Annotated in this window: 19 protein-coding genes and 2 tRNA genes; 16 read left to right on the forward strand and 5 right to left on the reverse strand. The window is 39.6% G+C overall.

Going from position 1 to position 23,787, the window contains the following annotated elements:
- Positions 1-75: 75 nt before the first annotated feature.
- Positions 76-151, forward strand: a tRNA-Lys gene (locus tag GJS41_RS01050).
- A 59-nt stretch (positions 152-210) separates the two neighbouring features.
- Here the strand turns inward: GJS41_RS01050 and GJS41_RS01055 are convergent.
- The gene (locus GJS41_RS01055; protein WP_154245498.1) at positions 211-1,074 is read right to left on the reverse strand and encodes a pirin family protein; all 864 of its coding nucleotides are present in this window, start codon (positions 1,072-1,074) and stop codon (positions 211-213) included.
- A 145-nt stretch (positions 1,075-1,219) separates the two neighbouring features.
- On the opposite strand from GJS41_RS01055, the gene GJS41_RS01060 reads away from it, so the two are divergent.
- A tRNA-Lys gene (locus GJS41_RS01060) sits at positions 1,220-1,295 on the forward strand.
- A 113-nt stretch (positions 1,296-1,408) separates the two neighbouring features.
- On the opposite strand, the gene GJS41_RS01065 is transcribed toward GJS41_RS01060, so the two are convergent.
- From GJS41_RS01065 to pdhA, 4 genes are all read right to left on the reverse strand, one after another.
- Positions 1,409-3,592, reverse strand: a complete 2,184-nt coding sequence (locus GJS41_RS01065; RefSeq protein ID WP_154245499.1) for a prolyl oligopeptidase family protein — start codon at positions 3,590-3,592, stop codon at positions 1,409-1,411.
- 132 nt (positions 3,593-3,724) lie between these two features.
- On the reverse strand, positions 3,725-5,446 hold the full coding sequence (locus GJS41_RS01070; RefSeq protein WP_154245500.1) for a 2-oxo acid dehydrogenase subunit E2: 1,722 nt from the start codon (positions 5,444-5,446) through the stop codon (positions 3,725-3,727).
- The gene (locus GJS41_RS01075) at positions 5,443-6,423 is read right to left on the reverse strand and encodes an alpha-ketoacid dehydrogenase subunit beta (protein ID WP_154245501.1); all 981 of its coding nucleotides are present in this window, start codon (positions 6,421-6,423) and stop codon (positions 5,443-5,445) included. Before GJS41_RS01075 ends, GJS41_RS01070 begins: the two co-directional genes overlap by 4 nt.
- Positions 6,423-7,508, reverse strand: a complete 1,086-nt coding sequence (gene pdhA / locus GJS41_RS01080; RefSeq protein ID WP_154245502.1) for a pyruvate dehydrogenase (acetyl-transferring) E1 component subunit alpha — start codon at positions 7,506-7,508, stop codon at positions 6,423-6,425. Before pdhA ends, GJS41_RS01075 begins: the two co-directional genes overlap by 1 nt.
- Positions 7,509-7,865: 357 nt before the next feature.
- Between pdhA and GJS41_RS01085 the strand changes: the two genes are divergently transcribed.
- The 14 genes from GJS41_RS01085 to purF all read left to right on the forward strand — a co-directional run bounded on the left by GJS41_RS01085 (position 7,866) and on the right by purF (position 23,776).
- A complete protein-coding gene (locus GJS41_RS01085; protein ID WP_154245503.1) occupies positions 7,866-8,669 on the forward strand; it encodes a class I SAM-dependent methyltransferase in 804 nt (267 codons plus the stop codon).
- Between the two features lie 132 nt (positions 8,670-8,801).
- Positions 8,802-9,296 (forward strand): PaaI family thioesterase, encoded by a 495-nt coding sequence (locus GJS41_RS01090; RefSeq protein WP_154245504.1) that lies wholly within the window; start codon positions 8,802-8,804, stop codon positions 9,294-9,296.
- Positions 9,297-9,318: 22 nt separating this feature from the next.
- Positions 9,319-9,771 (forward strand): hypothetical protein, encoded by a 453-nt coding sequence (locus GJS41_RS01095; protein ID WP_154245505.1) that lies wholly within the window; start codon positions 9,319-9,321, stop codon positions 9,769-9,771.
- A gap of 145 nt (positions 9,772-9,916) precedes the next feature.
- Positions 9,917-11,239, forward strand: coding sequence for a TylF/MycF/NovP-related O-methyltransferase (locus tag GJS41_RS01100; protein ID WP_154245506.1), 1,323 nt, complete (start codon positions 9,917-9,919; stop codon positions 11,237-11,239).
- Between the two features lie 12 nt (positions 11,240-11,251).
- Positions 11,252-13,891 carry an aminopeptidase N gene (gene pepN, locus GJS41_RS01105; RefSeq protein ID WP_154245507.1) on the forward strand — a complete coding sequence of 880 codons (2,640 nt, stop codon included), beginning with the start codon at positions 11,252-11,254 and terminating at the stop codon, positions 13,889-13,891.
- A gap of 25 nt (positions 13,892-13,916) precedes the next feature.
- Entirely contained in the window at positions 13,917-14,282 is a 366-nt protein-coding gene (locus GJS41_RS01110; protein ID WP_154245508.1) for a hypothetical protein, read from the forward strand.
- A gap of 49 nt (positions 14,283-14,331) precedes the next feature.
- Complete coding sequence (locus GJS41_RS01115) at positions 14,332-15,351, forward strand: aspartate-semialdehyde dehydrogenase (RefSeq protein WP_370515588.1); 1,020 nt, start codon at positions 14,332-14,334, stop codon at positions 15,349-15,351.
- 89 nt (positions 15,352-15,440) lie between these two features.
- The gene (locus GJS41_RS01120; protein WP_154245509.1) at positions 15,441-17,624 is read left to right on the forward strand and encodes a FimV/HubP family polar landmark protein; all 2,184 of its coding nucleotides are present in this window, start codon (positions 15,441-15,443) and stop codon (positions 17,622-17,624) included.
- A gap of 59 nt (positions 17,625-17,683) precedes the next feature.
- Complete coding sequence (gene truA, locus GJS41_RS01125; protein WP_154245510.1) at positions 17,684-18,490, forward strand: tRNA pseudouridine(38-40) synthase TruA; 807 nt, start codon at positions 17,684-17,686, stop codon at positions 18,488-18,490.
- A gap of 77 nt (positions 18,491-18,567) precedes the next feature.
- A complete protein-coding gene (gene accD / locus GJS41_RS01130) occupies positions 18,568-19,434 on the forward strand; it encodes an acetyl-CoA carboxylase, carboxyltransferase subunit beta (protein WP_154245511.1) in 867 nt (288 codons plus the stop codon).
- Between the two features lie 24 nt (positions 19,435-19,458).
- A complete protein-coding gene (gene folC / locus GJS41_RS01135) occupies positions 19,459-20,745 on the forward strand; it encodes a bifunctional tetrahydrofolate synthase/dihydrofolate synthase (RefSeq protein ID WP_154245512.1) in 1,287 nt (428 codons plus the stop codon).
- Between the two features lie 27 nt (positions 20,746-20,772).
- Positions 20,773-21,588, forward strand: a complete 816-nt coding sequence (locus GJS41_RS01140) for an SPOR domain-containing protein (protein WP_154245513.1) — start codon at positions 20,773-20,775, stop codon at positions 21,586-21,588.
- 60 nt (positions 21,589-21,648) lie between these two features.
- Entirely contained in the window at positions 21,649-22,251 is a 603-nt protein-coding gene (locus GJS41_RS01145; RefSeq protein ID WP_154245514.1) for a CvpA family protein, read from the forward strand.
- Between the two features lie 13 nt (positions 22,252-22,264).
- Positions 22,265-23,776: an amidophosphoribosyltransferase gene (gene purF, locus GJS41_RS01150; protein ID WP_154245515.1), complete on the forward strand. Its 1,512-nt coding sequence runs from the start codon at positions 22,265-22,267 to the stop codon at positions 23,774-23,776.
- The last annotated feature ends 11 nt before the right edge of the window (positions 23,777-23,787 follow it).

A 23,787-nucleotide genomic window follows, 5' to 3' on the forward strand; every position in this document is an offset into this window, starting at 1 on the left:
AACAGTATTATACACGCCTCAACGAGAGTGACTCTCGTAAGCAGATAAGCTTTAAAAATCACGTTGAAAAACAATGGGTTGCTAGCTCAGTCGGTAGAGCATCTGACTTTTAATCAGGTGGTCACAGGTTCGATTCCTGTGCAACCCACCATATTCTTCTCGTAAGAGCTAAAAAGCCGCATCATTTGATGCGGCTTTTTTATGTTTTATTCATTGGATTTGTCCGAATGCTCCGTCTCGAAAGTCTCTTAGAGCTTGCTCTATTTCTTCCCTCGAGTTCATCACAAAAGGCCCGTATCCTACAATGGGCTCATTGATTGGTTCACCGCTTAATATTAATAGCTTAGTGTTTTTATTCGCTTTTAAGTCTATATAGTCACCATCATTACTGAGTATCGCCATTTGATGCTCGCTAACGGTTTTATTGCTATTAATCTCGACCTTTCCTTGGAGTACAACCACTGCAGCATTCCAGGTGGCATTTAAATCTACGCGAACTGATGCTTCATCGGTATAGATTAGGTCCATAACCTGAAGTGGTGTGAAGGTCGATGCTGGTCCAGTGTTATCCAAATATTGTCCTGCGATAAGTCTTAATTCAGCTGAGTCATTACCCAAAGATAGGGTTGGGATAGAGCTAGCCTTAATATCCTGATATTTTGGCTCCGCCATTTTATCTTTAGCTGACAAATTAACCCAGAGCTGAACCATCTCCATCTGACCACCTGTTTTCGCGAATCTACTGGAGTGAAACTCTTGGTGCATAATACCTCTTCCTGCGGTCATCCATTGCACATCACCGGCTTTAATAACGCCGCCAGCGCCAGTGGAGTCTTGATGTTCAACTTCACCCGCATAAACTAAAGTGATCGTTTCTATACCGCGATGCGGATGTTCACCCACACCGAGTTTTCTCGTTGTAGCTGGAAACTGTTCAGGAGACGCATGATCTAGTAATAGAAAAGGGCTTAAGGATTTTCCATGGGAATTATAAGAAAATAAAGAGCTCACATGAAAACCATCGCCGACCCAGTGTTTTGGCGGGGCTAACTGAATGCTGACAACATCTTTCATAAAGGTGTTTCCATAAGTTATATAGTTTCTATTTTGCGACTAAAGGTGTTAAATTCAAGTGAGCAAAATAACCATTAAAATCACTTGTTTTTTATTTTTTTACAGGTATTATACGCGCCGTTGAATCATTCAGTTTTTCAACGATGGGTTGCTAGCTCAGTCGGTAGAGCATCTGACTTTTAATCAGGTGGTCACAGGTTCGATTCCTGTGCAACCCACCATTATTCTTCTCTTAAAGAGAGTAAAAAGCCGCTATATTTCTATAGCGGCTTTTTTTATTGTGCGTATAAAATTAAAAAGGGCGCTTAATGCACCCTTAAATACTAATCGCTGATTATTTAAGTTGATCTGCAAGGTATGTATATACCAATGCATTTAGGCTAGCAGCTTGCTTGTTGTTGGATGCGCCGCCGTGACCACCTTCTGTGTTTTCATAATACAAAACATCGTGCCCTTGTGATTGCATCAAGGCAACCATTTTCCTTGCATGACCTGGATGAACACGATCATCACGAGTTGAAGTCGTGAAGAAAATTTTAGGATAATCCGTGTCTTTATCAACGTTGTGATAAGGCGAGTAAGTCTTAATATATTCCCATTCGTCTTCGTTATCTGGATTGCCGTATTCGCCCATCCAGCTAGCGCCCGCTAACAATTGATTAAAGCGCTTCATATCAAGCAAAGGTACTTGGCATACAACTGCATTGAATAGATCAGGTCGCATAGTAGCAACCGTACCTACTAACAAACCACCATTTGAACCGCCACGAATACCTAAGTGTTTTGGTGAAGTGATTTTGCTGGCTACTAAGTCTTCACCAACGGTTATAAAATCAGTAAAAGCAATATGACGATTTTTCTTTAAGGCCGCTTGATGCCATCTTGGACCATATTCGCCGCCACCTCGAATATTGGCAACAGCATATACACCACCTTGTTCTAACCAATCAATACCAACGGTAGATGAATAAGAAGGGCGCAAGGATATTTCAAAGCCGCCATAGCCATATAGTAACGTAGGGTTCTTACCATTAAACTCTATGTCTTTTCTCATGATTAAGAAGTAAGGTATTTTGGTACCATCTTTCGCCGCGGCAAATTTTTGCTCAACTTTATAAGGAGTAGCATCAAAAAAAGCGGGCAAGCTTTTTAGTACTGATGCTTTGTTAGTTTGGCTGTCGAAATAATACAGGCTGCTAGGAGTTAGGTGGTTGTTATAATTCACAAAGAAATTATTGTGTTGATCACTAACGCCTGTCACCGAAATAGAGCCTAGTGCCGGCATATCAATCATTTCGCGAGACCAGTTACCACCTTTATACTGATAACGGTATAGCTCACTAGCGACGTCTTTTAATGTATTGACCAATATATAATCTTTAGTAGTAGATACCCCTGATAATGAAGTGTTTGCATCAGGAACTATTACTTCTGTGAAATTGGTTTTTCCATCAATATAATCTTTGATATCAATCGATAATAACGCTGCCTGTGGATAGGTTTTGCCACCAACGGTCCAGTCAGACTTTAATTCCAAAAGTAACTGTCCATTAGTAATTCCACTCAATGAACTGTCTTTAGGTCGATTGAACTTTTTTAATCCAGAGTCAGTAACGAAAAACACATCTGAAGTATAAAAAGTTAAGCCCTGATAAATCATTTTATAAGACTTATCTTTATCGTGAGTTACAAAAGCAGCTACCCACACATTAGATTTTTCACCTTCAAAAATAGTTTTGGCCTTTGCAAGCGGTTCACCACGCTTCCATTCTTTAACAATTCTGGAATAACCTGAGTCAGTCATACTACCTTCGCCAAAGTCTGTGCCAACATAGAGCGTATCCATATCGATCCAGCTTATATTCGATTTGGCTTCAGGTAATGAAAAACCATCTTTAACAAAAGATTTACTGGGGATATCAAATTCACGTACTACAGTAGCATCAGCACCGCCGCGTGATAAGTTTAATAAACAGCGTTTATATTCTGGATATAAACAGTTAGAACCTTTATAGACCCAGTTTTCACCTTCAGTTTCTGCTAATTTATCTAAGTCTAAAACGGTTTCCCACTTAGGATTGTCTTTCTTATATTCGGCTAAGGTTGTACGGCGCCATAAACCTTTTTGGTTATTAGCATCACGCCAAAAATTATAAAAATAATCACCCATTTGACTAACATAAGGAATACGTTCGTCGGAGTCATAAACTGCTAAATTTTTCTCGTACAAGTCATTATAAAGGGGTTTGGATTTTAAATAGCCTAATGACTTTTTATTATTCTCTTCTACCCAAGCAAGCGCTTTTTCTCCTTCAACTTCTTCTAACCAGATGAAAGGATCTTGCTCATTAGAAACATTATCTTTAACAAGTTCTGATGTTTTTGGTTTTGCATCTTGCTTAGCTTCCTGAACAACTTTAACTTCAGGTTTTGCGGGAGCTTGTGATTGTTCTGCATTATCACAACCAGCTAAAGCCAGTGTTATAGCAGAAACTAACGAAAGGAGTTTTAGATTCATAATTATACCCATTAGTAGAAAAACCTATTGAGAATATCAAAGCTAGAAACAATGCACTAGAGAACAATTGTTTCAAAACATAAAAAAAGCGCAATCTGTTACCAGTTGCGCTTTTTTGCTAAGTTTTAAGGCTTAGTGAGCTTTCTGCAAATCTTCTAAAACAGCAGCTAGGAATCTTGCTGCTTCACCGCCAGTACAGGCGCGGTGATCAAAAGTTAATGAAAGCGGAAGCATTTTTGCATTTTGAATACCATTTTCAGTTAACTTAAGTTCTTTCCGGAAGCGACCAGTGCCCATAATGGCCACTTGCGGCGGAGAAACGACTGGCGTGCCATATCGGCCTGCAATAGAACCGAAATTTGATAGGGTGATGGTAGCATCTTGTTGATCTTCTTGCTTCAGAGTTTTACTTTCGATCTTTTGACGTAAATCTTGTACACGAGCTCTCACTCCAGCCATTCCCATTTCGTCAGCTTTGTGGACTACTGGGACATATAAGCCCGCTTCAGAATCAACAGCGATCCCAACGTTCACAGAAGCGTGCATGGTACGCTCGTATTTTTCGCCATCAAACCAAGCGTTTAGAGCCGGTACTTGTTTAGCTGCAACCACCAAAGCTCGTACATAGCGCGCTAGTGAATCAGTGCCTTTAGGCCATGCCGTAATATCGACGTCTTCTACTAGAGTTGTCGGTACGATAGTTGCGTGAGCATGTGACATACCCATTGCCATAGCTCGGCGTACACCGCGAACAGTTTCAGTTTCTCCATTAACTAGCGTAGAGTAACCTTTAGCTAGAGGCGAATTTAAGTCAGCTTGCGATAAAACAGGCTGGCTTGACACTGATGAAGCAACAGAAGAACTGCTTTGTGATGCAAGTGTCACATCATCACGGGTAATGGAGCCTTTGCGGCCTGATGCTGAACATGCTCCTAAATCCACACCTAATTTTCGTGCTAAAGCGCGAACGGCAGGTGATGCTTTGTATGCTAAAGGATTGCTGGTGTCTGTGCCGACAACTGGAGCAACCGTTGCAGAAACGGCCTTAGCAGATCCATTTTTAGCGGCGGTTTTAACATCTTTTTGAGTTATAGCGCCATTAGTACCAGTACCTTTAACTGAAGCCAAATCTACTTTTAGTTTGCGTGCTAAAGCTTTAACAACTGCGCTAGAGGTTTCAGCGACTACTGTATTACCAACTTCAACTGCGCCAACAACCGTGCCACTGTCTTCACGACCGGCATCAGCTTTTTCTTCTTTCGCTGGAGCTGATGTTACAGCGCCAACGGTGCCACCAAACTCAACGAGAGGAGCTCCAACGTCAATGACATCGCCAGCTTGGCCGTGTAATTTACTCACAATACCAGCAACAGGAGAAGGAACTTCAACGACAGCTTTAGCCGTTTCCATTTCAACCATTGGTTGGTCGACAGCAACCGTATCGCCTTCGTTAACCAACCAGCGAACGACCTCAGCATCAGGCAAACCTTCGCCTAAATCAGGTAATTTAAATACTTCTGAATCACCTGAGACAGCATTGTCAGCCACAGTAGGTGTTGCTGGGGTGGCTGGCTCATGTTTAACTTCATCTTTAGGCTCATCTACAGGAATTTCTTCTCCTACTTCGCCAAAAGATACTAAAACAGCTCCTACATCGATGACATCACCAGGTTGGCCGTGTAATTTTGCAATGCGGCCTGCGTATGGAGAAGGGACCTCAACTACGGCTTTGGCAGTTTCCATCTCAACCATTGGCTGATCAACAGCAACTTCATCACCTTCGTTCACTAACCAGCGGACTACTTCCGCATCTGGTAAGCCTTCACCTAAGTCGGGTAAATTAAACTGTCTCATTTGTACTCCATGATTTTACGCGCTTCATCTAAGATGCGATCAACCGTTGGCATATATTGCTTTTCAAGTTTGTAATAAGGCATCACCGTATCATAACCTGAAACACGACCAATCGGAGCCAATAAACTCATAATGGCATGCTCTGCAATTTCAGCAGCGATTTCTGAACCCACTGCGCCGGACTTGGGCGCTTCTTGCACGATACAAACGCGCCCAGTTTTGCGAGCTGATTCTAAAATGGTATCCATATCAATTGGACTAACTGTAGCAACATCAATGACTTCGGCATCAATACCTTCAGCTGCTAGTTTTTCTGCTGCGATGTTGGTTTCATGCATCATAGCGCCCCAAGATATTAATGTGATGTCTGAACCTTCGCGGTCAACAAAACATGCTTCCAATGGGTACTCTTCACCATTATCTTCAACTTCGTGCTTAACAATTCGATAAACACGTTTTGGTTCTAAGAATATTACCGGATCTGGATCACGAATGGCAGCTAACATAAGACCATAAGCGCGACTTGGATTCGAAGGGATAACCACTTTCAGACCAGGAATATGCGCAAATAAAGCTTCTGTCGATTCTGAGTGGTGCTCAGGTGCATGGATACCGCCACCAAATGGTGCTCGAATTACCATAGGCATGGTCAAACGGCCACGGGTACGGTGACGCATACGAGCAGCTTGCCCGAAAATTTGATCCACAGCGGGAAAAATAAAGCCCATAAATTGCATCTCTGCAACTGGCTTTAAGCCTTGCGCCGCCATACCGACTGCTAGACCTGCAATCATCGATTCTGCTAGTGGGGAGTCGATAACTCGATCTTCACCATATTTTTTTTGTAAGCCATCGGTTGCACGGAAAACACCGCCATTTTTACCAACGTCTTCACCGAATAAAACCACATCTTGGTCGTGTTCTAATTCGTAAGCAAGAGCAGCATTAACTGCTTCAATTAAAGTAATTGCAGCCATTATTTTGCTCCTTTTGTTTGAAGCGCAAGCGCTGCTTCTCGTTGCGGTTTAGTCATCTCTGGGAGCTCTGCATATAAGTGATCGAACATCAATTCAGCACCAGGTTTTGGATGAGCTTCATATTCTTTAACTGCGGAATCAACTTCGGCTGCAATCTCAGCTTTCATGGAGTCTTCGTCAACTTCAGTCCAAGCGTTGTTAGCTTCAAGATATTTGCGCAAACGAACCATAGGCTCATTTTTCCAAGCTTCTTCTTTTACCGTAGGGTCATCATAACGAGACGCATCATCCGCTGTGGTGTGATCACACAAGCGATAAGTAATTGCTTCTATTAAAGTAGGGCCGCCGCCATTTCGCGCTTTTTCAAAAGCGTATTCGGCCATTTGCTTAACAGCAATAATGTCGTTGCCATCGACTTGAACACCTTCGATACCCGCTGCAATAGCTTTTTGGGCGTAAGTTTCACAAGCAGTTTGAATTTCAGTAGGTACTGAGATAGCCCATTGGTTATTGTTAACCATAAAGACGCAACCTAGATTCCAAATTCCAGCCACATTGATGCCTTCGTAGAAATCACCTTCAGAGGTACCGCCTTCACCAATCTCAGTTGCCGCAGCACGCTTTTCACCGCGCATTTGCATCGCTTTAGCGACACCGGCGCAATGAATGATTTGATTCGCGATTGGAACACAGATGGGGAAATCTTCTTTTGCCACTGCGTAGTCAGAGCCATCTTCGTTACCACCCCAGTAAAGCAAGATTTCTTTCATGCTAACGCCATGTTTTAACAAGGCCCCTGTAGAGCGGTAATAGGGGACTAAGACATCTTTTTCAGTCATGGCATCGCCATAACCAATACCGATAGCTTCTTGACCTAATGAAGCTGGGAAGGTGCCCATTTTACCGGTACGCTGAAGAGCGTAAGCTTTTGCATCGAATGCGCGTAACAAAGCCATGTCACGATAAAGTGAGCGCATCTTATCCATATCTTTAGCAAAAGCTGGTAATTCTTGAGTTGCTTTACCATCAGCATCTAGGTACTGATGATACTTAATCTCGAAAGAAGCAGTGGTTCTAGTCGTCAAGGCTAGATCTCCTTTAATTAAGAAGGGGGATTTATGCTTTTCAGCTATTTTTCAGTAACTTAGGTACTGAATTTAAACTAACCCCTAAATTTAAATAGATTCAATTTCGGGCGCGATTCTACGCAATTTCAGCCCATTTGTATAGTGGCATTTACGTTAACGTAAAGCTGTTTAAGTAAAGTTAATCTCTATCGCTTATCACATTAATAAATTTAATGATTATTCAGCAAATATAATTTCTCCGTCGCCTTAAAATAAGTGTTGATAGTCGAATTTTAGGGCTTTATCTACTTTTGCAAGTAATAGAAGTTTGAGTTGCTAATATTATAAATACATATTTATTAGGATGATGATTTTATGAAATTTCTTTTAATAATAGCCGCGGTGTTGATGTTCAAGCCAGTTGACGTTTTGAGCAAAGTGATAGTAACTGAATTAACACTTACTGAGATTTTGGATTCAAAGGAAAGATATCCCAAAGATAAAGTTAGAGATTTAGATCGTAAGCCAGCAAAAGTTCTAAAGTTTTCTGGTGTATCAATAGGTCATAATATCCTCGATATTTATTCGGGAGGAGGCTGGTATAGTGAGTTATTTTCAAAAGCAGTAGGTAAAAATGGCAATGTCTTTGCTCATAATGATGAATTAACATGGAGGTTTGGCGGTAACGAAATGAAAAAACGCACTAGCAATAACCGCTTAGAAAATATAATAAGAATCGATCAAGTGCCTATAGCTGATATTAACTTGCCTGCAAAATCCATTGATATAGCCTTCATGGCCATTAATTATCATGATCTATTTTTTACAAGTAGGATAAAAAATGGCGAAAAAGAACTCATGAGAAACGAGGTGGTTGATTATCAAAAAGCTTTTACGAATGTTAAGCGTTTATTAAAGGACAACGGAGTTTTAATTGTAACTGACCACATTGCTCAGAAAGGCTCGGGTTATCAGGCTGCTAACGAACTTCATCGAATAGATCCTAATATTGTTATTCATCAACTCAATCAAGTAGGTTTTCAATTAGTAGAAGAGGCATTTTACTTACGCAATCCAAAAGATGAGCTTAATTTGCTGGTTTTTGATGAGAAAATAAGAGGAAAGACCAGTCGCTTTATATATAAATTTGCCAAACCCTCTAATAGACATGGCATTTAAATAAAGCTAAGTTTCTGTAAACTTTAGGCAATTTAAATTATAGAACTAACTAGAACCGTTAAACTTCACCACGCAGTTTCTTTAGAGTAGTATAAGCGTAAATTAATAAAAACTTAAAAGATATGATAAGCGATGAAAGTATCCAATAAATCGTTCCAAGATCAAATGCCAAACAATCATTGTTTTGGTTGTGGCACCTTAAATAACAATGGGTTGGGAATCAAAAGCTATTGGCAAAACGGAAAAGAGGGTGAGGAATCAGTATGCGAGTTCGTACCTCAAGCACATCACAATGCTGGTCCTGAACATGTCCTTAATGGCGGTATAATCTCTACAATCATAGATTGTCACTGTGTTTGCACCGCTTTTGCTAAAGCTTATGAGATGGATGAAAGGCCTATAGGAGATACTGACAATGGAGAATTCTTATGGTTTGCAACTGGGACTTTAGAGATCAGGTTTAACCGTCCAGTACCCATAGATACTCCAGTTGTCCTAAAAGCCAAAGTAGTTCAAGCAAAACCTAAGAAAATTACTTTAGAATGTACCCTTGAATCTAATGGTGAAATTTGTAACGAAGCAAAACTTATTGCTGTTAAAGTGCCAAAAAGCTTTTTAGAAAAGTAACCAATTACTAATAAATACAACTATGAATAAAACAATAACCTTTTTGATGCTTACACTGAGCTTGGTATTGTCCGCCCAATCCCTAGTGGCAAAGCCCGCTAAAAATATCATTGATGACAAAGTCATAGTGCCTATCGGCGAAAAATCGATTTTAAGCATATCTCAGCGTAGTATAAAAGCTATGCCTGAAAGTAAAAATCGGGTAAAAATCTCACTGGGCGACATCACTGCTGGACAGGTTATGACCAGCATATATTCCGTGCAAAAAGATAGTGATGGCATATCAAAACACAATACACTAATGCATCAGACATCACTGAGAAGAGGTGACAAGCGCGTTATTGAGTTTCAAGGTAATCATTATCAAATCCATCTAAAGGATTTACATAACGCTCTACTGGGTAATGACAAAGCGATATTTGTTGTACAAAAGGTGGTTATAAAGCCTGCTAGTAAAAAGAGTGATCGCGCCTAATTCTCGGTTAAAAAGTAGACAGCCCTCGTGTTGCATTATATGAATGTGGGTGAATGACTTATAGTCATGCATATTACAGTGGCTTCGCGAATGATTGACTGTATAATGTTTTAAGTTTTGCATTATTCACCAAATAGGTAAGTCAATGACTCTTGAAGAGTTAAAAATAAAATGGCAAGAAGCCTCTTTAGCCAACCAAAATGAAGATTATGTAAGAGCTACGGACATATGTAGAAACATCGTTGCTCATCATAGTAAATTTCCCCAAGCTTGGTATTTGCTGGCTGCAATTAGTGTTAAATTCAAACAAAATGTTGTTGCGACAGAGTATCTGGAAACCGTTACTCCATTGATAGGCAAGAACTATGATCTTCAACTTGAAGTTGCTAGGTTATGGTATCTAGTAGAGAATTATACAAATGCCAAAAAGCTCTACACAACTCTTCCTAATGGCGACTCGTCTCCGACTGTATTAAGTGAGTTAGGTAAATGTTTGTGGAAGTTAGGTGATTATGCCATTTCCATACAAGTCTTAGAGCAAGCAAATGCTCTAGGTGAACAGTTGTCAATTTACTCTATTCCTTTGATAAAAGCCTATTTAAGTTTTGGCGATAAAGAGCTTGCTAAAAAAGTTTGTGCCGAGGCTTTAGAAAAGCATCAAGATGATAAAGAACTGTTCTTATACTACCTACTTATTTTGTGGGATAGGGGGATGCATACACAAGTTTTAGAAAAACTTCCCAATGATCCCGAGCAAAACTCTCATGAAATGAATTTCTTTTGCGGCTTTGTTTGCTTAGTAAATAGTCAAGATTTACGTTCAGAAGAATTTTTTCACCCTACATTGCAAGATGCGAATTTCAGAGCAAAAGTACGGTCGCTGAAGGAAGTCTATAGCCGAGTTGGCAATAAAGATAGCTTCTTTTTAACATTTAATGCTGATGTTTTTAAACTTGCGGCTGGCCAATGTAGTGATGGTGATATTTATGAGTTCGGTACTTATCGCGGCAGAAGCACCATTATATTGTCTCAACTTTTTCCTGAGAAAAAAATATATTCATTTGATAGTTTTGAAGGACTTCCGGAACAGTGGACTCCATCTGAAGGTCCAGGTTCTTATTCTACTAAAGGAGAGATGCCTTTAGTTAGTTTATCCAATGTTAAATATGTTAAAGGTTGGTATAAAGATACTTTACCTGAGTTTTTCTCTACACAAAGAACTATGGCTTCTCTTATACATATTGATTGCGATTTATATAGTTCAACGATTCAAGCTCTTGAGGAATTAAAGCCAGTTATTCAAAAAGGGACCTTAATAATTTTCGATGACTTTTATGGTTATGATGGTTATGAAAAGCATGAATATAAAGCTTTTTACGAGTTTGTTGATAAATACAATGTTAAATCTGAAATGATTGGTTTTGCAATAACTGGCCGAGAAGTATTATTTAGAATTACAGAAATTTGATTCTCTTTAGTTATGAGTGAATTAGTTAAATATCGAAAAGACTACCAAGTTTCTAATTTTTTAATTACTGACGTACGTTTAATCGTTCAACTCTTTGACGGGTATGCATTAGTTAAGTCGAATTTAGGGCTAGCCAAAAACCCAAACCTATCAACCGTCGGCGCATTTGATACCACTCTTAAGCTCGATGGTGTTGATTTAGAGTTAGTTTCAATAGAGCTTGATGGCCAAAAATTAGTTTCAGAAAGATATCATCAAACGAATGAACATTTGTTTGTCTACGATTGTCCAGAAAGTTTTCAATTAACTACTCAAGTTAAGATTTATCCAGAAAAAAATACTTCGCTAGAAGGGTTATATCAATCGAGTGATAAATATTGTACTCAATGTGAAGCAGAAGGGTTTCGCAAGATCACTTTTTATCTTGATAGACCTGATGTTATGGCTTCATTTGAGGTGCGGATTGAAGCCGATAAAAATCAATACCCGTACTTACTTTCTAATGGTAACAATGTCGATAGCGGTGATCTAGATATAGAAAGGCATTATGCTGTTTGGCGTGACCCTCATAAAAAGCCAAGTTATTTATTTGCTTTGTGTGCTGGTAAATACGACTTGCTTGAAAGTGAGTTTATTACTCAGTCAGGACGTAAAGTCTTACTGCAAATTTTTGTGGACGAAGGCAAATTAGAACAATGCCATCATGCTATGGAGTCTCTTAAGAAGTCTATGCGCTGGGATGAGCAAGTTTTCGGCTTAGAGTATGATCTTGATATTTACATGATTGTGGCCGTTGGCGACTTCAACATGGGGGCTATGGAAAATAAGGGGTTAAATGTATTTAACACAAAGTACGTTTTGGCTTCTCAGGCCACAGCGACTGATCAAGATTTTGAAGATGTCGAGGCCGTTATCGCGCATGAGTACTTCCACAACTGGACTGGTAATCGAGTGACTTGTAGGGATTGGTTCCAGCTAAGCTTGAAAGAAGGATTAACGGTTTTTCGCGACCAACAATTCACTGCCGATCAAACGGATGCTGCAGTAAAAAGAATTGAAGATGTTAAAGTTATTCGTGCTCATCAATTTGCTGAAGATGCTGGGCCAATGGCTCATCCTATCCGCCCAGATTCCTATATTGAGATGAATAATTTTTATACAGTGACTGTCTATAATAAGGGCGCTGAAGTGATCAGGATGTATCATACTTTACTGGGAGCTGATGGCTTTAGAAAGGGCATGGATGTTTATTTCAAGCGCCATGATGGCCAGGCTGTTACTTGCGAAGATTTTGTTTTGGCGATGGAGGATGCCAATGACTATTCGTTCAAGCAATTTAGAAACTGGTATTCACAAGCTGGCACACCAATGGTTAAAGCCAATTCTGTTTACGATGCTGTTAAAAAAGAGTTTACTCTAAATTTATCTCAGACCACCCAAGCAACACCAGGTCAGGAACATAAAACACCTTTTCATATTCCTATCAAAATGGGATTACTTAGCGAGGAAGGTGTTGATATGGCTTTGCAACTTATTACAGAAGAGCATTTGCAAGATGATATTTTGCATTTCACTAAAAAAGAACAAAGTTTCACTTTCAAGAATGTTATTAGTAAGCCGATAGTATCATTACTTCGCAACTTTTCAGCTCCGATAAAGCTTGAGTACGATTATTCCAATAAAGAATTAAGCTTCTTGCTTGCTAATGATCGCGATGCATTTAATCGCTGGGAAGCAGGACAAAGGTTATACACTAATGTTATTTGGCAGCTCTATGATGACTCCGTTAGTGGTAGTGAGTTAAAGCTACCTGAAACTCTAATCTCTGTGGTTCGTAAAGTCCTAAATAATGATGACCTAGAGCACCGTTTTAAAGCTTTGGCATTAACTATACCGGATGTTAAAACCTTAATTGAAAGCAGAGATTCTTTGCAATTCGATCACCTGCTGCAAGCGCATGATTATCTATCCAAACAGATGGCTATAAACTTAGAACATGACTGGTATCAGCACTACCTTCAATCTGCTCCAGGTAAGGATTTTAGCCAAACTAAGGAGTCAGTTGGTCAAAGGGCTTTGAAGGCTAAGTGTTTAGATTATCTATTGAAACTGCAAAAGAAAGAGTATTTTGACTTAGCTACAAAACAGTTATCTGAAGCGAATAATATGACCGATGCTATCAGTGCCTTTAAGCTATTGATGCATTCTAGCTACGTTAAAAAAGATTTGATAGCTGAAAGTTTTTATCAACGGTGGAAAAGCGAGGACCTGGTGATTGATAAATGGTTAACAGTTCTTGCAACAGATCCCAGCGATGCTTGTATTTCAATGGTGAAAGGCTTGCAAACTCATGAAGCATTTGAAATAACTAATCCGAATAAAGTTAGGGCACTCATTGGTGGCTTTTCAAATGCCAACATGCGTCAATTTCATCGACCGGATGGTTTAGGTTATCAGTTTTTAACGCAGCAAATTATAAGTTTGTATGCCGTAAATCCACAGATTGCCGCTAGACTTACCGGCGCTTTCAACCGGTGGAAGAAATTTGATGAGGAAAGGCAAAAGTTGATGAAGCAGCAATTAGAAGCAATATTGTCTCAACCTAAACTCTCTAAAGATGTTTACGAAATTGCTAGTAAAGCATTAAAATAACCAAAATTTAAACGAAGGTAACTGAATGGCCATTGTTAATTGCAGAGTATGCAACAAAAGAATTTCTAGTCGCGCAGAATCATGTAGTCATTGTGGAGCTTTGTTTTCTGACGAAGGTGAAATTACCAACTTAGAAACTACTCAAATGATTCAAAAGATGCGTAAAAGATCACGTATTCAAACGTTATCCTTTTTAGCCATTATCGTTTTTTTAATTGGCGCGCTACTGTGGTTGTTTCGAGTAGATATCACTTTCTATCTAAATCAACAGTTTGGTCTTGGTTACACTTCTGATAATCAAATCATGGAAGTCGCTAAATATACTCTTGCATTAGGCTTTGTGGGTTACATTGCTGCAAGAATTATGATTTATATCAACAAAAAGAAATAGTTATTAACGTATATTAAATTAGAACTTTAATCATAAGGTATCCTTATAAGTGAAAAAATATAACTTAGCCATCGTTGGATCTACTGGCGCTGTAGGCGTCACTATTAGAGAGATCCTTGAGCAAAGACAATTTCCAGTTAATGAGTTGCACCTTTTAGCGAGTGAACGATCTGCAGGAGAGCGCGTAAGCTTTAATGGCAAAAATATCCTCGTTAAAGACTTAGCAGAGTTTGATTTTTCAAATGTAGATATAGCTTTGTTTTCTGCTGGTGGCCAAGTATCTAAGCTATATGCTCCAAAAGCAGCTGCCGCAGGTGCTGTAGTCATCGATAACACCTCTGAATTTCGTTATGAAGATGATATTCCATTAGTAGTCTCTGAGGTAAATCCGGAAAGAGTTGCTGAACATACTAATAGAGGCATCATTGCCAATCCAAATTGCTCAACGATGCAGTTAATGGTGGCACTAAAACCTATTCAAGACGCCGTTGGGATCGAACATATCAATATTGCGACCTATCAAGCGGTTTCTGGCTCAGGGCAGAAGGCAGTAGAAGAATTGGCACAACAAACTGCGCAACTGCTTAATGCGCGGGAAGTTACATCTAAAGTATATGATAAGCAGATTGCTTTTAATGTTTTGCCAAATATCGATGTTTTGCTAGAAAATGGCTATACCAAAGAAGAAATGAAAATGGTCTGGGAAACCCATAAAATCCTCGATGACTCATCTATTGGTGTTAGCCCAACTGCTGTACGAGTTCCAGTCTTTTACGGGCACTCCGAAGCAGTACATTTAAAAACTCGTTCGGATATAACGGTAGCCGAAGTTAGAGAACTTTTAAATAAGGCAGAAGGTGTGGAGCTGGTAGATGACATGCAAGAGCTAGATTATGCGACTCCAGTAACTCATGCTAGTGGTAAAGATGGGGTTTTTGTAAGTCGGGTAAGAAAAGATGTAGGTATGGAGCGAGGTATCGCCTTTTGGGTGGTATCCGATAATGTTCGCAAAGGCGCGGCTTTGAATAGCGTGCAAATTGCCGAAATACTTGTAAAAGATTACCTATAACCGCACAATAAACCGTAATTATTTTTTAGACTTATCTGCAAGCTATAGAAAATACAATATGTTCATGGAAGAGTAATTAGGAATTTATTATGAAGCATCAAAAAAAGTTAATAAAAATCGCCATAAGCTCTATTCTGGGGAGCGCTTTAATTTCGCCTTTGGCTTGGAGCTTGGGATTAGGTGAAATTGAATCAAAAACTCAGCTTAATCAGCCTTTAACAGCAAAGATTAAACTTTTGTCTGCCAATGAGTTCACTAATGACGATATGAGCGCGAGAATTGCTTCATTTGAGGCTTACAATAAGTTTGGTGTTAATCGAGAAGCTATCCACAGCCAATTAAGTTTTGAAATTCAAACTAACGCTGATGGCTCTAAATACATTCAAGTTTCAACATCGAGACCAATCAAAGAGCCGTTTTTAAATTTCTTAGTAGAGTTTAGTTGGCCTCAAGGAAGATTGTTCCGTGAATATACCGTATTACTCGATCCACCTGCAATTTCTAATAATAAGGCGCAAGTTATAGCTACGCCTGTTACTAGACCTGCTGCTAATTCAGAGACTCTAACATCAGCCGATCCAATTAAGCGAAATACTGGTGTCACACAGCAAGATTCATCATCAGAAACTGTAGCAACAACACCAGCGCCAGTACCGCAAAAGTCTAAAAGAACGCCTGGGAAAACTACTCCTAGAGTTAAGTTTTCTGAAGATGGTTTGCGTGTTAATCGTGGAGATACTTTATGGAGTATCGCGACCCGAGTCAGGCCGGAAGGTGCTTCAGTTAGTCAAACCTTAGCGGCGCTTTATCGCAATAACCCAAATGCCTTTATCAATAATGATATTGATAGGTTAAGAGCTGGTGTTTCATTGCAGGTACCACCTTCGAGTCAGGTGCAGGCAATTGAATCATCCATTAGCTATAAGGATTTAAAAAATAAGAACTCGAATGATGCACCTTTGGATGTACGAAAAACGATCACTGAAACAGCAATTGCTAATAATGAGTCAACAGCTGGTAGGTTAACTATTAGCAGTGTGACAGAATCGGATTTGACGGATACCTCTGGTGCTAATGTTGAAGAAGGAGCTACTGGTGATAATAGTCAGGGTACTGAGCAGGAATTAATAAAAACCGTAGAATCCTTGCGATTAGAAAATGAACAATTGAAGCAGCAGCTTGAATCTGTCGCCTCTGATAATGAGCAAGGTTTGGCTCTAGAAGATGAGACCCTATCAGTGATTGCTGGCTCTGCTCAGGCCGTGGATGATGAAGATGAAGCATTACAATCATTGGCAGCTAAGACTGAAGAAGCGATCAAAGCAGTACAAGCTCAAAACGATGAAAACTCTACCATTCCAGATAGTGCAGTTGTAAATACCGGCAGTAAGCCTATCGAAACTAGCTCTAATAAACCGGCCGCGATTGCTGGCAAATCTTTTTGGCAGCAAGAGGGTTTTTGGAAATGGCCTTTGATTATAATTGCAGCTTTACTGTCTTTATTGGGCTTAGGTTTTTTCTTGAAAAAACGCCAAAGCGAATTGGATACTGAGTTATTCGTTGAAGAAAGCAATATTGGAAGTAAACTAAAACGGACTCAACCTTCGTTTAAACCTTCTGAAAAGTCTGGTCTTGAGGTAGATACAGATCCGTTAGATGAAGCTGATATTCTAATTGCTCGTGGCGAATTGCAAGAGGTTGAAACTTTGCTGTTGTCAGTATTAGAAACTGATTCTGATAATCATGCAGTTAGAGTTAAATTGATGGAAGTTTATGCTTCTAATGATGATAAGGATGGATTGAAAGAGCAGTACCAGCAGCTTGGTAGCTCTTTTGATCATGACTCAGGTTTAGGCTTAAAAGTTGCCAGCTTAATGCAATTAACTGCAGAGCAAGTAGCGCCAATTACAGATGTAGAAGTGGCTGAAGGTCTATTCGTTACAGAAGATGAAGTATTTGCCTCGGATAGCTCAGATAATTCAAATAGCTCGGATGAACATTATTCAGATGAAAGTGACTCAGTTGCCTCAGAGATAGATTTCTCCGATGAAATGGACGATATTCTTGACAAAAGAATAGAAGAAGCTGTTGCGACTGGCGATGACGTTGAGTTTGATTTATCCGACGAAGAAGCTGAAACTAAGCTTGAACTGGCTAAAGCTTATATTTCGATGGGTGATGAAGAGTCAGCTTCTGAAATTTTAAAAGAAGTGGAAGCGGGCGCTAGTCCACAACAAAGAGATGTAGCTTTAGACCTTATGAAAAGTTTATAAGCTTAATAAGTAAAAGCACCGGCAAATGCCGGTGCTTTTTTATATGACAAAGTATACCCATGAATAACATTGCTTTAGGAATTGAATATTTAGGTAGTCGCTATTGTGGTTGGCAACGGCAAAAGCACTCTAATTCAGTTCAACAAGAACTAGAGAAAGTGCTTTCTGAAATTGCAGATGAACTGGTTCAAGTCCATTGCGCCGGGCGCACTGATACCGGTGTTCATGCTACAGGTCAAGTTGTAAATTTTAAGTCTGCAAAAGAACGTCCAGATAAAGCGTGGATATTAGGTGCCAATACACAGCTGCCTGATGATATCGCTGTCCGCTGGGTGCAGTCGGTTCCTGAAAACTTTCATGCAAGATTTAGTGCAATCGCTCGGCGCTACCGTTACATTATCGTTAACTCTAAAGCAAAACCGGCTATTTTAAATTCAGGCTTAACTTGGATCAGACAATCATTGGATCTTGATGCCATGAATGCTGCTTGCGAAACCTTTATTGGCGAGCAAAACTTCTCTTCATTTCAAGCGGCTTCTTGTCAGTCGCGAACTGCTATGCGCAATATTCATCATCTTTATGTTAAGCCAGCGGGCAATTATTTGGTTATAGATATTCAAGCAAATGCTTTTTTGCATCATATGGTAAGGAATATTGCTGGTACCTTGATAGAGATAGGTAAGGGCGTAAAAGACCCTGGTTGGACTAGTGAGTTAATAAGTTTGAAAGATAGAACTCAAGCTGCTGCAACGGCAAGCCCCAATGGGCTTTATTTAGTGGATGTTGCTTACCCTGAGGAATTTAAAATTCCTCGAGTGAACCTAGGCCCATTATTTTTAGAAAACCAGTCTGGTTTTACCAGCTAGATTGCGATATTTTTTAGCTATACCCATCAGCTAGAATCCTGTTAAAATAGTCGTAATTAAATAAATTTAGTATTCCTATGAGCTGGTTAGAAAGATTATTACCTAAAAGAAACCCAGAAGGCGAACGTAAAAAATCCATACCGGAAGGTGTTTGGAGTAAATGCACTAGTTGCGAAGCCGTTTTGTATTATGCGGAATTAACACGAAACCAAGGTGTTTGCCCTAAATGTGATCATCACATGCGTATGAATGCTCGTGAGCGATTAGAGTTGTTTTTAGATGCAGAAGGGCGTATCGAAATTGCTCCAAATATGAAACCGGTGGATCTTTTAAAGTTTCGTGATTCAAAAAAATATAAAGATAGAATCAGTAGTGCGCAAAAATCTACTGATGAAAATGATGCACTAGTAGCTTACCGTGGCACTTTGCATGGTGTGCCCATGGTTGCCTGCGCATTTAACTTTAAATTTATGGGTGGCTCTATGGGGTCGGTAGTGGGCGAGAAGTTCGTTCGCGCTGTTGAGCAAGCTATCAAAACCCGTTCAGTATTAGTCTGTTTTAGTGCTAGCGGCGGTGCTCGAATGCAAGAGGCTTTGGTGTCATTAATGCAGATGGCTAAAACCAGTGCTGCGCTTGCAAAGTTAACCGATAATGGATTGCCTTTTATTTCTATTTTAACTGATCCAACGATGGGTGGTGTAACTGCTAGTTTGGCAATGTTGGGCGATATTCACATTGCAGAACCTAATGCTTTAATTGGTTTTGCTGGTCAGCGAGTTATTGAGCAGACTATCCGGGAAACTTTACCTGAAGGTTTTCGTTTAAGTGAGTTTTGGTTAGAACATGGTGCGGTAGATATGATTGTAGATCGCAGGAATATGCGAGACAAAGTTGCAAAAATCTCGGCGAAGTTACTAAATTTACCCGAGCCTGTGATTGCTTAATTTCATTTTAACTTGATCTCAAATTTGATCCGATTTGAAACTTTATCTCAATGGTTGCGATGGCTAGAAGCTAGCCATCCACAATCTGATATTGAGCTGGGCCTATCTCGCGTTACACAAGTTGCAGCTAAGTTAAACTTACTCTCACCAGTAGTACCTGTGGTTACCGTTGCTGGCACGAATGGCAAAGGTTCGGTTATTGCCACTTTAGAATCCCTTGCTCATACTCACCAGTTATCCATTGGTTCATATACATCTCCCCATTTAATTCAATTTAATGAGCGAATTAAAGTTAATGGTGAACCAGTTTCGGATGAGTTTCTTATAGAAGCGTTTAGCGAAATTGCTAATAATAAAGGTGAAACTCAATTAACTTATTTTGAATTTACTACTTTAGTAGGGCTTTATTGTTTCAGTCAGGAAGCTTTAGATTTTATTGCTTTAGAAGTTGGCTTAGGCGGTAGACTTGATGCTGTTAATATTGTTGATGCGGATGTTAGTGTGATTACTTCAATTGGGCTAGATCATACTGATTGGCTCGGCGATAGTCTGGAAGCGATTGCTTACGAAAAAGCTGGGGTTGGTCGCTCCGGTAGACCCATGGTCATTGCTGATGGCGATTTGTTGCCTCTTTTGGCTCAATCGTTTGAGGAAATCAAACCAAAAACGATTATAGAAAATATTGACTATTACGTTCAGGAAAAGGACCAGGAATGGTCATATTCTTCAACAGTACTGGAAGTAAACGATATTCCCAAGTCTTCGCTTTATATGGCTAATAAAGCTGCCGCTTTAACAGCGTTTGCAGACTTGTTTCCAACAAAGTTGGATGCGAATTTAATAAAGCTTGCTCTTGAAAATGTGAGCTTACTTGGAAGGTTTTCTTCACTAAGTGAAAGCCCTAGGATAGTTTTGGATGTCGCACATAATCCTGATTCTGCGGCTCTGCTCAATAAAAGTATTGAGCAGCTAGTTAGAAATAATGGAAACAACAAGTCTGATGTTTGTTCAGCTAAGGTTTGGGCAATTTGTGGTATGTTGCAAGACAAAGATATTGTTTCCAGTTTGGACCAATTAACCAATATCGGAAATTGGTTGTGTATTGATTTGGTTCCTCCTCGCGGGGCTAAAGCTCAGCAGTTGGCAGAGGCATTGAAAATGATGGGTACAAAGAAGCAAGTTTTAACGTTCAATACAATCGAGAAAGCCTTTGAGTATTATAAGAAGGAGGCTGCGTTGGATGACCCATTAATTGTATTTGGTTCTTTTTTAACGGTAGGACAAATGTTAGAGTATTGGCAGTCACAATAGCGAAGATTATTATCGGTGGAATAGCAGTTGGAAGAAAAATTAAAATATCGATTGGTTGGAGCGGCAGTAATACTGGCGCTTATGGCTTTTTTCTTACCGCTAATTTTAGATAGCAAAAAATATAAGTCTGAGATTGTTTCGCAAATACCTCCAATTCCAACAGCCCAAGGCAAATCTTCTCAGTCTATTAAAAACTCTAATGCAGATGCAGGTGTACTTGTCATTGACTTGGATGGCAAGTCAAATCCAGATTCAGAAAAATCTTCAGAATCTAAAGTTAATCAAAAGTCTGAGCAAGGGTCAAAAGCACAGCTTAATTCTGACGTTGGTAATAAGAACCTTGCTAAAGTGGAAGATAATACTGCTGAAACAAAAAAAGATAACCAAATAACGGCATCCAACTCAGTATCTGCAGAAAAAACAGATGTTCAGACTGTAATTGTCCAACCCCCAAAGGTGAAGACTGAGACTAAATCATCACTAACAGAACCTAAAGCTGCAGAGAACGCCGCAAAACCTGACTCTAAGAGCTCGCTAGTACCAAAAGATAATGGAAAAAGTAAAGCAAAACTTGAAGCTGTGACTTCTGACAGCCCTGATTTTAAAGAAACGGCTTATGTGATTCAGATAGGAAGTTTCTCCAACAAAGACAATGCGACTAAATTAGTCATTGATTTGCGTAAAAATGATTATCGCGCATACCAAAGAGTGTCTAAAGATTTTGCTAGGGTTTTTGTGGGACCGTATCCGGATAAAGATATCGCGGATTCGCGCAGCCAAGCATTAGCTGGAATCGTTGGCAGTAGTGTTAAAGTTATCGAGTTTGATCCAATTAAACATTAATGTTTTCCCAGAGCATGAGCTCTGTTAAAATAACCGCAATTCTCACAAAGCATAAACACTATGATCTGGGTTGACTGGGCTATATTAGCCATTATTTCTTTATCTGCTTTGATTAGCGTTATGCGAGGTTTCGTTCGAGAAGCCTTATCTCTCGCTGGCTGGATAGCAGCATTTCTATTAGCGAAAGCTTTTTACGAGCCAGTTGCTGAACTACTGATTGACCATATTGATACGAATAGCATTCGCTTGGGCGTAGCTTGGGTTGGCATATTTGTAATCGTTCTGTTTATAGCTGGCGTGGCAAATTATCTTATCGGTAAGATGATAGATAAGGCCGGTTTAAGTGGAACAGACAGATTTTTAGGTATGGGCTTTGGCGCTTTAAGAGGTGTTTTGATAGTCGCATTAATCGTACTTGGCTTGAAACAATTCACTCCAGTTCCTAAAGACGAATGGTGGGGAAAATCTGCAATGATCCCGCATATGGAGTTAGTGGCAGAATGGTTCTATGACAAATTGGGCGATGTGGTCGACGTTCCTGAGCTAAAACCAGAAGAAACCAAACAAGAAGCAGTGAAAGCGACACTTGAGAAACAAATTCAAGATGCAGTTATCAATGAAATTACAGAAAAAGCCTCTGACAAAGATGGCTCCGATCAGTAAAGGTTAAAGTAATATGTGCGGAATAGTGGGTATCGTCGGAAAATCTCCGGTTAATCAAAGTATTTATGATGCGTTGACTGTATTACAGCACCGAGGGCAAGATGCTGCTGGTATTGTTACCAGTGATAACGGTCGTTTGTACTTAAGAAAAGATAATGGTTTGGTCCGCGATGTCTTTCATACTCGCCATATGCGTCGGCTGACCGGTAATACAGGTATTGGTCATGTTAGATATCCAACCGCGGGAAGCTCAACTAGTGCAGAAGCTCAACCACTTTATGTTAATTCGCCATACGGCATTACATTGGCTCATAATGGCAACTTAACTAATGATGATGAATTAAAGAAAGAGCTATACTCTACCGATAGACGCCATTTAAATACTAACTCTGATTCAGAAGTTTTATTAAATGTTTTAGCGCATGAGTTACAGGTTAAAGATAAAAATCAATTATCTTCCGATGATATCTTTGATGCAGTTTCAAAAGTTTTTCAACGTTGTAAAGGTGCTTATGCAGCTGTAGCGCTGATTAGTGGTCATGGTTTGGTTTGCTTCAGGGACCCTAATGGAATCAGGCCAGCAGTTTTTGGTAAAAGGGTCACAGATGCAGGTACCGAATATATGGTTTCTTCAGAGTCTGTGGCACTTGATGCGCTAGATTTTGAACTGATTGATGATATTGGAGCTGGTGAAGCTATTTTTATTACTGAAGACGGAGATTTGCATCGTAAGCAATGTGTTGCAGATAGCCATTTAACTCCTTGTATTTTTGAACATGTTTATTTAGCCCGTCCGGATTCGTTAATTGATAATGTTTCTGTCTATAAAGCGCGTTTAAGAATGGGGGAACAACTTGCCCATAAAATTATAAAAGACTGGCCAGATCATGATATTGATGTAGTGATTCCTATTCCTGATACATCGTTAACTTCAGCAGTGCAGTTGGCCCATGAATTAGGAGTGAAAATGCGTCATGGTTTTATTAAGAATCGTTATATTGGGCGCACTTTTATTATGCCAGGCCAGCAGCTACGCAAGAAAAGTGTTCGTCAAAAACTAAACGCTATTGATTTAGAATTTAAAGATAAAAATGTACTTTTGGTAGATGACTCAATTGTTAGAGGAACTACATCTGGACAGATTATTGAAATGGCAAGAGAAGCAGGTGCTAATAAAGTATATTTTGCTTCTGCTGCCCCTCCAGTTCGTTACCCAAATGTTTATGGTATTGACATGCCGTCAGTGCATGAGTTAATAGCTCATAGTCGTTCGGAAGATGAAGTAGGTGAGTTAATAGGTGCAGATAAAATTTTCTATCAAGATATTGACGATATGGTAGAAGCGGTTCGTGAAGGTAATCCAGATATCCAAGAGTTTGATTTATCGGTGTTTACTGGCGACTATATCACCGGTGGTATTGATGAGGATTATTTAAAACGCCTCGAAGATTTGAGAAACGATAGCGCCAAGAAAAAGAACGACATCGAGGATGTCGCTATGGTTATGGATTTACATAATCAATAATAAGAGCTGAT

Source organism: Kangiella sp. HZ709 (assembly GCF_009674675.1).
Taxonomy (GTDB): Bacteria; Pseudomonadota; Gammaproteobacteria; order Enterobacterales; family Kangiellaceae; genus Kangiella.

Excerpts from the sequence above, each read along its gene's own strand:
- GJS41_RS01055 (WP_154245498.1), bottom strand. The coding sequence starts at position 1,074 with ATGAAAGATGTTGTCAGCATTCAGTTAGCCCCGCCAAAACACTGGGTC.
- GJS41_RS01065 (WP_154245499.1), bottom strand. The coding sequence starts at position 3,592 with ATGAATCTAAAACTCCTTTCGTTAGTTTCTGCTATAACACTGGCTTTA.
- GJS41_RS01070 (WP_154245500.1), bottom strand. The coding sequence starts at position 5,446 with ATGAGACAGTTTAATTTACCCGACTTAGGTGAAGGCTTACCAGATGCG.
- GJS41_RS01075 (WP_154245501.1), bottom strand. The coding sequence starts at position 6,423 with ATGGCTGCAATTACTTTAATTGAAGCAGTTAATGCTGCTCTTGCTTAC.
- GJS41_RS01085 (WP_154245503.1), top strand. The coding sequence starts at position 7,866 with ATGAAATTTCTTTTAATAATAGCCGCGGTGTTGATGTTCAAGCCAGTT.
- GJS41_RS01090 (WP_154245504.1), top strand. The coding sequence starts at position 8,802 with ATGAAAGTATCCAATAAATCGTTCCAAGATCAAATGCCAAACAATCAT.
- GJS41_RS01095 (WP_154245505.1), top strand. The coding sequence starts at position 9,319 with ATGAATAAAACAATAACCTTTTTGATGCTTACACTGAGCTTGGTATTG.
- GJS41_RS01100 (WP_154245506.1), top strand. The coding sequence starts at position 9,917 with ATGACTCTTGAAGAGTTAAAAATAAAATGGCAAGAAGCCTCTTTAGCC.
- pepN (WP_154245507.1), top strand. The coding sequence starts at position 11,252 with ATGAGTGAATTAGTTAAATATCGAAAAGACTACCAAGTTTCTAATTTT.
- GJS41_RS01110 (WP_154245508.1), top strand. The coding sequence starts at position 13,917 with ATGGCCATTGTTAATTGCAGAGTATGCAACAAAAGAATTTCTAGTCGC.
- GJS41_RS01120 (WP_154245509.1), top strand. The coding sequence starts at position 15,441 with ATGAAGCATCAAAAAAAGTTAATAAAAATCGCCATAAGCTCTATTCTG.
- truA (WP_154245510.1), top strand. The coding sequence starts at position 17,684 with ATGAATAACATTGCTTTAGGAATTGAATATTTAGGTAGTCGCTATTGT.
- accD (WP_154245511.1), top strand. The coding sequence starts at position 18,568 with ATGAGCTGGTTAGAAAGATTATTACCTAAAAGAAACCCAGAAGGCGAA.
- GJS41_RS01145 (WP_154245514.1), top strand. The coding sequence starts at position 21,649 with ATGATCTGGGTTGACTGGGCTATATTAGCCATTATTTCTTTATCTGCT.
- purF (WP_154245515.1), top strand. The coding sequence starts at position 22,265 with ATGTGCGGAATAGTGGGTATCGTCGGAAAATCTCCGGTTAATCAAAGT.